This is a genomic window from Inquilinus sp. KBS0705 (assembly GCA_005938025.2).
GTDB lineage: Bacteria > Bacteroidota > Bacteroidia > Sphingobacteriales > Sphingobacteriaceae > Mucilaginibacter.
The window spans coordinates 635,952-649,548 of the sequence record VCCI02000002.1; the positions used below are offsets into that span (position 1 = coordinate 635,952).

The 13,597-nt window shown below is 43.4% G+C and carries 10 protein-coding genes; 6 read left to right on the forward strand and 4 right to left on the reverse strand.

Annotated elements, in window-relative coordinates:
• The first annotated feature begins 100 nt into the window (after positions 1 to 100).
• The 4 genes from FFF34_014235 (at position 101) to FFF34_014250 (ending at position 7,618) form a co-directional block, all read left to right on the forward strand.
• Positions 101 to 517 (forward strand): hypothetical protein, encoded by a 417-nt coding sequence (locus FFF34_014235; GenBank protein ID TSD65045.1) that lies wholly within the window; start codon positions 101 to 103, stop codon positions 515 to 517.
• Positions 518 to 702: 185 nt separating this feature from the next.
• The gene (locus FFF34_014240; protein ID TSD65046.1) at positions 703 to 2,982 is read left to right on the forward strand and encodes an RNA-binding transcriptional accessory protein; all 2,280 of its coding nucleotides are present in this window, start codon (positions 703 to 705) and stop codon (positions 2,980 to 2,982) included.
• A gap of 109 nt (positions 2,983 to 3,091) precedes the next feature.
• Positions 3,092 to 6,262 (forward strand): ATP-dependent helicase, encoded by a 3,171-nt coding sequence (locus FFF34_014245; GenBank protein ID TSD65047.1) that lies wholly within the window; start codon positions 3,092 to 3,094, stop codon positions 6,260 to 6,262.
• Between the two features lie 9 nt (positions 6,263 to 6,271).
• Positions 6,272 to 7,618 carry a M28 family peptidase gene (locus FFF34_014250; GenBank protein TSD65048.1) on the forward strand — a complete coding sequence of 449 codons (1,347 nt, stop codon included), beginning with the start codon at positions 6,272 to 6,274 and terminating at the stop codon, positions 7,616 to 7,618.
• A 79-nt stretch (positions 7,619 to 7,697) separates the two neighbouring features.
• Here FFF34_014250 and FFF34_014255 read toward each other — a convergent pair whose 3' ends face one another.
• From FFF34_014255 to FFF34_014265, 3 genes are read right to left on the reverse strand one after another with little or no spacing between them, the layout of a single operon-like run.
• On the reverse strand, positions 7,698 to 8,495 hold the full coding sequence (locus FFF34_014255) for an ABC transporter permease (protein TSD65049.1): 798 nt from the start codon (positions 8,493 to 8,495) through the stop codon (positions 7,698 to 7,700).
• 5 nt (positions 8,496 to 8,500) lie between these two features.
• Entirely contained in the window at positions 8,501 to 9,400 is a 900-nt protein-coding gene (locus FFF34_014260; protein ID TSD65050.1) for an ABC transporter ATP-binding protein, read from the reverse strand.
• On the reverse strand, positions 9,394 to 9,600 hold the full coding sequence (locus FFF34_014265; protein ID TSD65051.1) for a hypothetical protein: 207 nt from the start codon (positions 9,598 to 9,600) through the stop codon (positions 9,394 to 9,396). The genes FFF34_014260 and FFF34_014265 overlap by 7 nt, the downstream gene beginning before the upstream one ends.
• Positions 9,601 to 9,815: 215 nt before the next feature.
• On the opposite strand from FFF34_014265, the gene FFF34_014270 reads away from it, so the two are divergent.
• Together FFF34_014270 and FFF34_014275 are read left to right on the forward strand one after the other, a co-directional pair.
• Positions 9,816 to 10,829 (forward strand): hypothetical protein, encoded by a 1,014-nt coding sequence (locus FFF34_014270; protein TSD65052.1) that lies wholly within the window; start codon positions 9,816 to 9,818, stop codon positions 10,827 to 10,829.
• Positions 10,830 to 10,831: 2 nt separating this feature from the next.
• Positions 10,832 to 11,557, forward strand: a complete 726-nt coding sequence (locus tag FFF34_014275) for a response regulator transcription factor (GenBank protein TSD65053.1) — start codon at positions 10,832 to 10,834, stop codon at positions 11,555 to 11,557.
• Positions 11,558 to 11,748: 191 nt separating this feature from the next.
• On the opposite strand, the gene FFF34_014280 is transcribed toward FFF34_014275, so the two are convergent.
• Positions 11,749 to 13,125, reverse strand: coding sequence for an RNA methyltransferase (locus FFF34_014280; GenBank protein ID TSD65054.1), 1,377 nt, complete (start codon positions 13,123 to 13,125; stop codon positions 11,749 to 11,751).
• Positions 13,126 to 13,597 lie beyond the last annotated feature (472 nt).

Below are 13,597 nucleotides of genomic sequence, written 5' to 3' on the forward strand. Positions count from 1 at the left end.
ATTTAGAACAGTCAAATAAATAAAATTAGGCAAGGCTAATTATTGTATGTATTCCATATTAGTGTTTAATAATTATATATTTGATTACCAAATCTTAACAATGAAAAAATTAGTCTGCATTCCGTTAATTGCGACATTATTTGCGTGCAGTACTGCTACTAAACCGAAAGCAGCACATTCCACCCAAGTGACAAAAGACACAACCGTAACAGTTAAAACCGCCGTTCTTGTAAAAGATACCTTAAAGCAAACCTCAGCACCGGATGAAAATAGCAATGCATCAAAGCTAATTGGCTTATGGATTGGCAAAGGCGACGAGAACGTATCTTTTAAGGTAACCAAAGAAAGTTTCTATTATCCCGACCATTCCGCATATTACAAATACACAATAACCGGCGATAGCGTGAAAGTGAAGTATGAAGATGGTCCTTTAATTTTTGGTGTTGCATTTAAAGGGCGAGATACCTTAATAATGAACGGGATATACGGAACAGATACATTTTTCCGTAAGAAATAATCTTTACTCTCTTTCCGCAAAGCGTAGTCGGGGTGTAAAGTCCAGATTCCTTACTCTCTTTCCGCAGAGCGGAGAGAGGGTCGAACAGCGTAGCGCATTCGGGGTGAGTCCACACAATTTCGTTGAAAACTTTCCTGCTCAATTTTCTGTCTAATTTACCAACTTCGCTTTTCTGAATTGACGACATGACTGATCACGATAAAAAAGTTGCTGCCGAGCTTTCTATTACCGCAAAGCAGGTAAGCGCCACCATAGCCCTGTTAGATGAAGGCGCCACGGTGCCCTTTATTTCCCGCTACCGTAAGGAGTTAACGGGCAGCCTTGACGAGGTGCAGGTTGCCGCCATACGCGACCGCATACAGCAAATGCGCGACCTTGATAAGCGCCGCGAAGCGATCTTGAAATCGATGGAGGAGATGGGCAAGCTAACGCCCGAACTGGCGCAGCAAATAACCGCTGCCGAAACCATGGTGCAACTGGAGGATATTTACCTGCCCTACCGCCCCAAGCGTAAAACACGCGCAACGGCCGCCCGCGAAAAGGGACTACAGCCGCTTGCCGATACCATTTTTGCCCAAAAAAACATAGATCCCGAAACGGAAGCCGGTAAATATATCGACGACGCAAAGGGCGTAAATACCATTGAAGAAGCGTTAGCCGGTGCACGCGATATTATTGCCGAAACCATCAGCGAGAACGCAGAGGCACGCGCCAAAATGCGGACGCTATTTACCGAGAAAGGTACTTTTGAATCGAAAGTTGCACCGGGTAAAGAGGTGGGGGGCATAAAGTATAAAGACTATTTCGACTGGACCGAGCCGGTAAAATCGGCACCATCGCACCGTATACTGGCCATGCGCCGTGGCGAAAAAGAGGAGATACTGTATTTGGATATTAAACCAACGGAAGAGGATGCTATTGCCTTGCTGGAACGCGAATTTGTGTATGGGCGCAATGCAGCATCAGCACAGGTAAGCCTAGCCATTGCCGATGGCTACAAACGCCTGCTTAAACCATCAATGGAAACCGAGATAAGGCTGCTCACCAAAAAGAAAGCCGACGAAGAAGCCATCCGCGTATTTGCCGAGAATGCCCGCCAATTGTTATTAGGCGCACCGCTTGGCCAAAAACGCCTGATGGCTATTGACCCCGGTTTCCGTACAGGCTGCAAACTGGTTTGCTTAGATGAGCAGGGGCAGCTATTAGAGAACATCGCCATTTATCCGCATACAGGTGCGGGCCAGGCCAAAGAGGCAGAAAAAACCGTAAAGCATTTATACGAGCGATACCATATTGAGGCTATTGCCATAGGTAACGGCACCGCCGGCCGCGAAACGGAACTGTTTGTACGCAACCTAAATTTGCCCGGTGCCACTATAGTGATGGTGAATGAGAGCGGGGCATCCATCTACTCTGCATCGGATGTTGCGCGCGAGGAATTCCCTGATAAAGATATTACGGTGAGGGGCGCGGTATCAATCGGTCGCCGTTTGATGGACCCGCTGGCCGAATTGGTGAAGATAGACCCAAAATCGATAGGTGTGGGGCAATACCAGCACGATGTTGACCAAAACAAATTACAAACATCACTGGATGATACCGTAATGAGCTGCGTAAACGCGGTAGGTGTTGAATTAAACACGGCATCTAAACAAATATTGGCCTACGTTTCGGGCCTTGGGCCGCAGCTTGCGCAAAACATTGTTGAATACCGTAATCAAAACGGCGCTTTTAAACGCCGCGAACAGCTAAAAAAAGTTGCCCGTTTGGGCGATAAGGCCTACGAACAGGCAGCAGGCTTTTTACGCATACGAGGGGCCGAAAACCCTTTGGATACCAGCGCAGTGCACCCCGAGCGTTATGCTTTGGTGGAGCAGATGGCAAAAGATATGAAATGCAAGGTGCAGGACCTGATGACCGACCAGCAGCTGCGCAAATCTATCCCCTTGCAAAAATATATAAGCGATACCGTAGGCTTACCTACGCTGAACGACATTATGGCTGAACTGGCCAAACCAGGCCGCGACCCGCGTGAGCAGTTTGAGGCCTTTAGCTTTACCGAGGGCGTTAATGCCATAAGCGACCTGAAAATTGGTATGAAATTGCCTGGCATAGTTACCAATATAACAGCCTTTGGTGCCTTTGTTGATATTGGCGTTCACCAGGATGGGCTGGTGCATTTAAGCCGCATAACCAACCGCTACATTAAAGACCCTAACGAAGTATTAAAAGTACACCAAAAGGTACAGGTTACGGTTAACGAGGTAGATACCGCCCGCAAGCGTATAGCACTAAGCATGAAAGAAAACGAGGTGCGTGAGGTAACACCTGCCTTTAAACCACGCGAGCAAAAGCCGGTTCAAAAACAAGCGCAGCAACATCCACGCCCTACAGCTAAACCTCAGCCGGAGCCTGAAATGGATATGATGAGCAAGTTAGCCGCATTAAAAAATAAGTTTAAGTAATTGAAGGTAATGTATAATAATAGGTAGCGTTTATAGATTGTCTTTATGAATGTGGGGAGTTAACATAATCCCGGCATTCATTAACAATGCTTATCTTTACCCTACAATTATGCAATCTCCACTCAATAAATATAACGTCAAATTTCAGGAAGCGCTGGCGGGTTTAAACCCCGAGCAATTGGCTGCCGTAAATAAAATGGATGGCCCTGTACTGGTGGTAGCCGGCCCGGGTACCGGTAAAACACAAATACTTGCTGCACGTATTGGTAAAATACTCACCGATACCGATGCCCGCCCCAACGAAATACTATGCCTTACCTATACCGATGCGGGAGCTGTAGCCATGCGCAAGCGCCTGTTCGATTTTATTGGCCCTGATGCTTATCGCATTAATATATACACGTTTCACGCATTTTGTAACGAGGTAATACAGGAAAACCTGGAGTACTTTGGTAAACTAAACCTGGAGTCGCTGTCAGACCTGGAATCGGCCATATTGTTTAAGGAACTGGTTGACGATTTTGAGAATGACCACGTATTAAAACGTTTTACCGGCGATATCTATTACGACGCGCCACGCCTGAAAAGCCTGTTTTCGACCATGAAACGTGAAAACTGGAACGAGGATATCATGGCCAAAGCGGTACAGGAATATTTGGAAGACCTGCCTAACCGCGAAGAGTTTATCTATAAACGCGCCAACCCAAAAGCCGGCATCAAAATAGGCGACCCAAAACAAAAGGACATAGACAAGGCGCATGAAACCATGAGCAAAATGCTGGCCGCCGTAGGCGAGTATAAACGCTATGATGCCAAAATGAAAAAGCTTGGCCGGTACGATTATGATGACATGATCATTTGGGTGCTGAAAGCCTTCCGCGAAAATGAAGAGATACTGCGCCGTTACCAGGAAAAATACCAATACATTTTAGTCGATGAGTTTCAGGATACCAGCGGATCACAGAATGAGCTGTTGAAGTTTTTATTGAATTACTGGGAAACACCCAATGTATTTGTGGTGGGCGATGACGACCAGTCGATATTTAAATTCCAGGGCGCTAACATGAAAAACATCCTGGATTTTGCCGGCGATTATGTAAAGGCCTTACACACGGTGGTGCTTAAACATAATTACCGCTCAAACCAGCATATACTGGATATTTCACGCGCGTTGATCAATAATAACCGCGAACGCTTAACAACCCAGCTAAGGCTTGATAAAAATTTGCAGGCATCTCACCCCCGCTTTAACGAGTTGGTGATAGAACCAGTAATAAAAGAGTATGAAAACCCCGATCAGGAACTGGTTGATGTAGCCCTGCAAATTAAAAGCCTAATAGATAAAGGCACTGAACCGGGCGAAATAGCAGTAATATACCGCAACCACAGCCAGGTAGAGGAGTTATTGCATTATTTAGAAACGCAAAAGATAGCTGTAAATACAAAAAGAAAGATAGACATCCTAACTATCCCATTCGGCGAAAAGATCGTGAACATTTTGCGCTACCTGGCTATGGAATTGGATTCCCCTTATAGCGGCGACGATCTGCTATTTGCTATTCTGCATTACGATTTGTTTAACATACCACCCATTGAGGTGGCTAAGGCCAGCATAGCGGTAGCTAAAGAGAATTACAGTACAGCAACCAGTAACCAACCAAAAACATCGCTGCGCAGGTACCTGCACGAAATGCGTATCCCAGCACAAACCGACTTGTTCAGTAAGTCGGTTAATACCGAGATGAAGTTTTTAATCAACGACATTGATGAACTGTTAAAATCGGCAGTAAGTGTTACGCTGCAACAATTCTTTCAGGATGTGGTGGCTAAAATGGGCATCCTTAAATATATTATGCAGCAGCAGGATAAGGGTATCCATATGCAGGTACTTACCAGCTTCTTTGATTTTTTAAAAGATGAGAGCCGCAAAAATCCCGAGATCAAACTTGCCGATCTGATTGCTACTATTGATCTGATGAAGAAAAACAACATTAGGATAGAGCTAAACAAAGTGATCTACTCTGATAACGGAATTAACTTTTTAACCGCGCATGGCTCTAAAGGGCTCGAGTATGAGCACGTATTCTTTATTGGTTGCGATAAGCGCACCTGGGATGGCAAAGGGCGTAATAGCGGCTTTGCCTACCCGGATACTTTAACAGGTTCGTTAGGGGATGATATTGCTCAGAAGGAAGAGGCCCGCCGGTTGTTTTACGTAGCTATTACTCGTGCTAAGCAATGTTTGCATATATCCTATGCAGCAAAAGATAAGAAAGGGAAAGATCAGGAGCCATCGCAGTTTATTGGCGAGATATTGGCCGACACCCATTTGCAGCTTAAATTCCCGAAAGTAAGCAGCGACGATATGCTGGGATTTTTTGCGACCCAATTTAGCGAAGCAGAAAAACCCGTTGTAGAACTGCTGGACCGCAATTATATAAACCAATTGCTGCAAAACTACACGTTATCTGTTACACATCTGAATAACTATTTAGACTGCCCGCTTCGTTTTTACTTCCAGTGCTTGATAAGGGTACCCTCTGGTAAAAGCCCTTCGGCTACTTTTGGGCAGGCCGTACACTGGGCGCTGAACAAAGCCTTCAGGAAATTAAAGGACAACAATAATGAATTTATATCTACCGAAGAATTTATAAACGAGTTTCGCTGGTATATGTACCGCAACCGCGATTCGTTTACTAAAGAGGAGTTTAAGCGCCGGGTTGATTATGGCGATAAAATACTACCGCCGTATTACGAGCAAAATGTACACTTGTGGAACAAAATAGCCCAAACCGAGCGCAGCATTAAAAATACCGAAGTGCAGGGCGTGCCTATTAAAGGTAATTTGGATAAAATAGAATTTGAAGGCAAACTGGTTACCGTTGTAGATTATAAAACCGGCCGAGTACGCAACGCTAAAGACAAACTGCTGCCGCCAAACAATGAAGCCCCCAATGGCGGCGATTACTGGCGCCAGGCGGTGTTTTATAAAATACTGGTTGATAACGACCGCACCAACGATTGGGAAGTAACAAATACCTTGTTTGAGTTTGTGGAGCCTGAGAAAGAAAACGAATATTATAAAGCGAAGATCGTAATCACACCAACAGATATCGAGACCCTTATAGAACAAATAACTACCGTATATCAAAAAATACAAAATCATGAGTTTAGCACCGGCTGTGGTAAAAAAGAATGCGACTGGTGCCATTTTGTAAAAAGTAACTTTAAACAGCCAGGCGGCATGTTACAGTTGGCCGAAGGCGAAGAAGTAGAATAACATCCATCTATTATGAAATACATCAAACTGCTCATCCTTTCATTTATAAGCTTATCGGTATCAGCACAAACTGTGGTGAAGCAGGACGCCGGTATAAAGCAAATGGTGGATGAGGTATCGGCCAAAAATATCGAAGCTATTGTACGCAAACTGGTAAGTTTTAAAACGCGCCACACCTTGAGTGATACCCTCAGTAAAACCGAGGGCATCGGTGCGGCACGCAACTGGATAAAAAGCGAGTTTGAAAAATATGCCGCAGCATCCAACGGGCGTATGCATGTTGTGTTTGATGCGTTTGTGCAGCCAAAAAGCGACCGGGTAAATAAACCCACACCCATGAAAAATGTGCTGGCCATATTAAAAGGTGCCGATACCGCAGACCATCGTGTATACATTGTATCCGGCCATTATGATTCAAGGGCTACTAAGGCGATGGATTCTACATCGGTAGCGCCGGGTGCGGTAGATGACGCTTCGGGCTCGGCATTATCAATGGAGTTGGCAAGGGTAATGGCCAAGCGTTCGTTCCCTGCTACCATTATATTTATGACAGTGGTTGGCGAGGAGCAAGGCCTGTATGGCTCGGGCAATGTAGCCAAACGTGCAAAAGCAGAGGGCTGGCAGGTGGATGCCATGCTGAATAATGATATTGTTGGTAACACCCACGGAATGGAAACCGACCTGAAAGATAACCGGAGCATAAGGGTGTTTAGCGATGGTGTACCTACCGCTGCAACAGATAAAGAGATAGCCGCGCTGAAAGCATTGGGCGGCGAAAATGATAGCCAGTCAAGAGAATTGGCGCGTTACGTTAAAGAGATAGGCGAACGTTATGTTGACCAACTGGATGTGAAATTGATTTACCGCCGCGACCGCTACCTGCGTGGCGGCGATCACCTGCCGTTTTTAGAGCAAGGCTTTACGGCTGTACGTTTTACCGAAATGAACGAGGACTTTAACCGTCAGCACCAGGATATACGTACAGAAAACGGCACGCAATACGGTGATTTGCCCGATTTTGCCGATTATAACTATACGCAAAAAATAGCCCGTATGAACTTGTCTGTATTGGCCAATCTGGCACTGGCACCCGCCCGCCCGCAAAATGTAGGCATCATTACCAGCGACCTTACCAACAAAACCAAATTAAAATGGGATGCGCCAAAAGGCAAAGCCCCTGCCGGGTATTATGTGCTGATGCGCGAAACGATAAGCCCGTATTGGGAAAAGAAGTTTTATGTGACAGGTACTACCGCGACTTTAACCTACTCTAAAGACAACTATTTGTTTGCTGTACAGGCAGTAGATGCAGATGGCCATGAAAGCTTGCCGGTTTTCCCTAAGCCAGTAAGGTAGGCATTAATAATTAAAGGATAGTGATTAGAGATTAGAATTTGCAGGGAAATAATAACTTCTTTACACTCATCTCTTAAAACTACTTCACACTTTTTTTAAGCACTATAAAATAACCGGCTATAAATACCACCACAGCTATAATTATACTTACATAAACATCTTTTGTAAATATATCTATTTGCAAATCGCGGGCCGGGCCTTTATTGGTTTTTATCATGCTGGTTATGGCTGTCATCGGGTGTGCATAAGGGAAAAGGTAGCTGTACTCCCAGTTTTTTGATGCTACAGTAATACCTACCAGCGTTGCAACAAACCCCAGACCCATCGGCTTTAAAAAATCGGCCCATAACAGGCTAAGTAAAAATTGGATAGATATAATACCTAAAGCCGCCAAGAATAGCTTAAAGTATACCTGGGCTAATTGCAGTTCCATATGGTAGCCGCTAAACTTTAGTTCGGGTTTAAATACTTCAACAAAATTCCCAAAGCCTATGGTGAATAAAGCAAACAGACTAAGCGATAAGGCCATTAAAAAAAGGGCGTAAAAGTATTTAGCACTATATACCGCCCAGCGCGAAATAGGCAGGCTGAACAATGTTTTCCAGGTATCTGACCGATGTTCGACATTGTTTACCGAGTAGGCTATAAAAATGGAGAACATTGGCAGCAGCAAAGTGCCCATTGCACCTAAGCTTATCATAGAGAACTGCACCCACAGTACCATAGATGGGGCTGATATAAACTTGTCGCTTTTGGTATAAAATATCGTGAATGCCAATAGGCTCATCAACAAAGGCAAAATAATAGCGCTCCAAAAGCCAAGTGTTTTGCGGGTCTTATAAAATTCAGACCGGAATGATAGTAAAAATCCCTTCATGGTGCTTAATTGCTTTTGGTAATATCTAAGAAAAGTTGTTCCAGGTCTTTATGATGGCGGTTAATACCAAATACGGTAATATCGCTTTTAACCAGCAGGGTGTTTATTTCGCCCATTTGCTGTTTGGTAGTATACGGTATATATAAATGATCGTGGTCTATATCAGTTACTGCAAAGCCATGGCGCTTTAAAAGGTTAGCAGCATCAACAGTATTATCGGTTTCTATATGTATCTGCGGTTGGCTAATATCGCTCAAATCGGCAACAGTACCCTGAAAAAGCATTTCACCATTGTGAATAATACCCACATGGGTAGCCATTTTTTCTATTTCGGCAAGTAAATGGCTGCTTATAAAAACGGTTTTACCATGGTCTTTCACCAGGCGCATTAATAGTTCGCGCATCTCAATTATCCCGTTAGGATCAAGCCCATTGGTAGGTTCGTCTAATATTAAAAGTTTTGGGTCGCTTAAAAGGGCCAGTGCTATGCCAAGGCGTTGTTTCATCCCTAAAGAGTATTGGCCGGCTTTTTTGTTTGCTGCATGGCTTAGGTGTACCAGGTTAAGCATTTCGTCAACCCTTTGTTCATTAACCTGCAAAAGCAGTGCCCTGTTCATCATGTTTTCTTTACCGGTAAGGTGGTTGTAAATAGCGGGCTGCTCAATCAACGACCCAATTTGTGCCAGTATGCTTATGCGGTTGTTTTGCAGTTCCTGCTCAAAAATATAAATGCTGCCCGGGTCTGTCTGTAACAGGTTAAGCAGCATTTTAATAGTGGTGGTTTTCCCGGCGCCGTTTGGGCCTAAAAAGCCATATATACTCCCTGCAGGTACCTGCAGGGATATTGATTTAACAACCTGCTGGCTGCCAAAGCTGTATGATAAGCCTTCGGTGCGGATTACCATACATTGTCTTTAGCAATTGTGCAAACTGTTTTAACTAATGTTACACCTTTAATAAACAATGATGTAGCGTGTACAGATGATGTATGCGCTGTAAATTGTTTTTTCTGTTCAAACTGGTAGCTTACTCCCATTATTATGGCAAATACAACTGGTGCCAGTGATAAGATGAAGGGATTAGAATTTGAAAGTAACTTTTTCATTGCTGTGATTGATTTATGAAACAAAGGAATATTAATTTATTTAGCTGCTAAAAACATTTAGACCAACAGCCTGCAATTGTAGATGAACAGGTAATTACAGCCTTTAACCGTTTCATCGGTTTTTTAAGCCAGTTCATCGGTAAAAAGTAATGCTATATATAATTGATGGGTTGGATAAGCAGCAAAACACTACATTAGGGCAGTAAATAATAATAATGAAGCGTAGCTGGCAAATATTTTGGCATGTGTTTTTTTGGTTGGCGGTTACCGCCTTCTTTTCGTGCATTGCCTATTACAGCGCTAAAATGAGCATATATAAAGTGCTTGTTATTTTTGGGCTGTACAGCGTTATAAACACCAGCATATTTTATTTAAACTACCTCGTTTTAATTCCCCGCTTTCTCGATAAAAAGCGATATAAGGTATATGCCTTAACCATAATAAGTACCATCCTGCTTTTTGGCCTTATTAAATACGGCACAGCTTTAATGTTTAAGGATGTAGTACTTACACGTATTAAAGGCTCTACAATGGGTTTTGGGCAGTTTTTTATCAGCACGGCTTTTACTACAACCATATATCTATTTTTGAGCGCAGTGCTAAAGTTTACGATAGACTGGTTTTTGAATGAGCGTATACAACGCGACCTTGAAAATCAGCGCTTAACAGCCGAACTATCGTTTCTTAAATCGCAGATCAATCCGCATTTTTTGTTCAACTCGCTTAACAGCATCTATTCGCTGGCCTATCAAAAGTCAGATACTACCCCCGAGGCTATTTTAAAGTTGTCAGAAATTATGCGTTACATGTTATATGAGTGTAACGACAATAAGGTAGACCTAACCAAAGAGTTGCAATACCTGCATAATTACATCGATCTGCAAAAAATAAGATTTGGCAACAAAGCCTTTATTGATTTTGAAGTAACCGGCGAGGTAACCAACCAACATATTGTGCCCTTATTGCTGATAGCCTTTATAGAGAATGCGTTTAAGCACGGTATAGCTAATGACCCTGCATCGCCAATACGCCTGAAAATAAACCTGGATGAAGGTAAATTGTACTTTTTTATACAGAATAAAAAGCATACCCATAACCGAGATGCATCGGGCGGCATAGGCCTTAATAATGTGCGCCGCAGGCTTGATTTGTTATACCCCGGGAAATATAATTTAGATATTCGCGACGAAGCGGATATATACACTTGTCAATTATCATTAGTTTTATAGCCATGATCAGATGCCTTGTAGTTGATGACGAGCCATTAGCTTTAAATATATTGGAAGATTATATCTCCAAGATCCCTTTTTTGCAATTGGTTAAAGCCACAACCAACCCAATAGAGGCTTTAACACTTGTGCAGGATGGTACCATCGACCTGGTTTTTTTGGATGTGCAAATGCCGGAGTTAACTGGTATTCAGTTTCTTAAGATAGCAAATGGCAAGGCGAAAGTGATACTGACCACAGCCTATCCGCAATATGCCTTAGAAGGTTACGAATTGGATGTGATTGATTACCTGCTTAAACCCATCGCTTTTGATAGGTTTTTTAAATCGGTGCAAAAGGCACAGGGTATAATAGCGCCGGCTGCTAAACCTGCCGCCCCCGCAGGGCAAACCAAGCAAGACGATTTTTTAAGCGACTTTATATTTGTAAAAACCGAGCATAAGATACAAAAAGTATACCTGCACGATATATTATTTATAGAGGGACTTAAAGACTATATATCCATTTTTACGCCTGCAGAGCGCATTATTACCCTGCAGAATATGAAGAAGATGGAAGATGCCCTGCCCGAAAAGCATTTTATACGTGTGCATAAATCATACATCGTATCCATCAATAAAATAGATAGTATTGAGCGTAGCCGTATCTTTATTGGCGATAAGATCATCCCGGTGGGGGATACTTACCGCGAAGACTTTTTTAAGATAGTTGACGGAAAAAACATTTGACCTTCCACCCCTCATTACAGGCTACAGCTAAAAAATTCGTTATTTTTCGTTTTAATTCCACTTTATGTGGGAATTTTTTTCACTTTTTTGTTGCTGTGGAAATCCATAATGTACAAAAAATTAGCAGGAAAACAAGTATGATTTTTGATTTACGACTTGAATTGGTGCAATAAGAATCTCAGGTCAAAAAATTAAATGGGCCCCTGGCTCATTATCCTTATCTCTTTTGGGTAGTAGTTATTAATGCGGTTGGGCAATAGCTTGGCCCAGCCCAGGGCATGGCCCTCGTAGGTCATCAGGCTCCAGCCTTGTTGGGTAATGGCAATATCAATATTATCGCGGCGCAGGTATTGTATGGCTTGCTCCTTAGTTAGGGCGGTAGCCAATATGGCATCCTTATTAACTGTTAGGCTAAGTGCCAGTTCGTGGTCGGGTATCAGGTCTCGGCCGGCCAGCTTGCCAATACGCACACCCGACTTTTTGATGTACAGGTGCCGGTGCAATATGTTCAGGCTCTCTTTGTGTTCGCGTTTAATGGCCAGCCAATCCTCGTTCACCTTAAAGTAGTAAAAATCGTCGGGGCTGTTTATATAGGTGCGCACCTGGTCCAGCTCTTTGGCGGGTAGTTTTTGCTGCCCGTTGTTTTTATAGTTAGATAGGCCCCCGCTGCTCGCCTTTTTACGCAGGCAGGCGGCAAACAAGCCCTCGCCCTTTACCTTGCCGGGATAAAAGCGATAGCCCCATGCCTTTTGCAGCGGCGATTCGGTTTCTACAATGCCCCACTCCTTATACATAGGTATACGAATAGTTTCCAGGTCAAATTCGGTGCAAAGCCAATCCAGTATATTCTCATTCTCCTGGTGCGAGTAGGAGCAAGTACTATATATAAGGTAGCCATCTTCTTTTAAGGCAGGGTAAACATCGGCCAGTATACGCTCTTGCCGTTGGTGGCAAAGGTTAACATTGCCGTCGCTCCACTCGTTCATGGCGGCAGGATCTTTACGGAACATGCCTGAGCCCGAACAAGGCGCATCTACCAGTATCACATCAAAAAAACTATTAATGGCATTAAAGTCTCTTGGGTCGTTATTGGTAACTATGGTGTTTGATGTGCCCCAGCGGCTAAGGTTATCTGTTAATATAGGTACACGTGTTTTAATGATCTCGTTTGCCACCAGCAAGTCGGTGCTTTGCAGTGCCGAATTAAGCAGCGTGCTTTTACCGCCGGGTGCCGCGCAAAGGTCAAGCACCTTAATAGGCTCGGTCTTATCAGGGCGGGTGGTGTTTAATATATGATGAATAAACATTGACGATGCCTCTTGCACATAATAACAACCGGCATGAAACAAAGGGTCGAAGGTGAACGATGGGCGGGTATCAAGGTAAAAACCCTGGGGGCACCAGGGTACTTGCCCATCGGTTTTTATGCCCGATGGCTTAAAAGGGTTTATTCTGATAGCTGTTGGCGATGCCTCAGATTGATGTGCATCAACAAAATTTTGACGGTCAAAGCCCGGTTCGTGCGCCAACGAGTTTAAAAAATTCGCCGGAAAAGTGTAATTATCCATATGCATTTCAAAAATACACAAAATTTTTAGGCCGTGGTTTTAGAGTAATTTAGGGCGGTTTTAACCAATGCCAATGTTAATGCCAGGTAACCTGCCATAAAAAAGTGTTTACTTGGGGTTAACTTTCAGGCAGTTATAAAATTGTTTTAATTATTTGAAAATATGTTTTGGCGGGTAGCTGTTTTCTCCTTACATTTGTATCCGCTCAAAGAAAAAGGGCGTTGTTTTTTGAAGATTTGCGAACAAAAAAATATTTAAAAAAAAGTGAAAATAACACTTGACATGAATACTAAATTATTCGCATCTTTGCAGCCGCTTCGGGAACGAAGCAAATAAGCTAAAAAGCAAAACCAAATAGGTTTTCAAAATAAAAGATGTCTGCGACAGACATCGGAAAAGTTCTTAAAAGAGATAGAGAATAAATTATGCAGCGTAACGGCAAGTTAGAGATAGCGAGCTGGAGAAGTTGTAA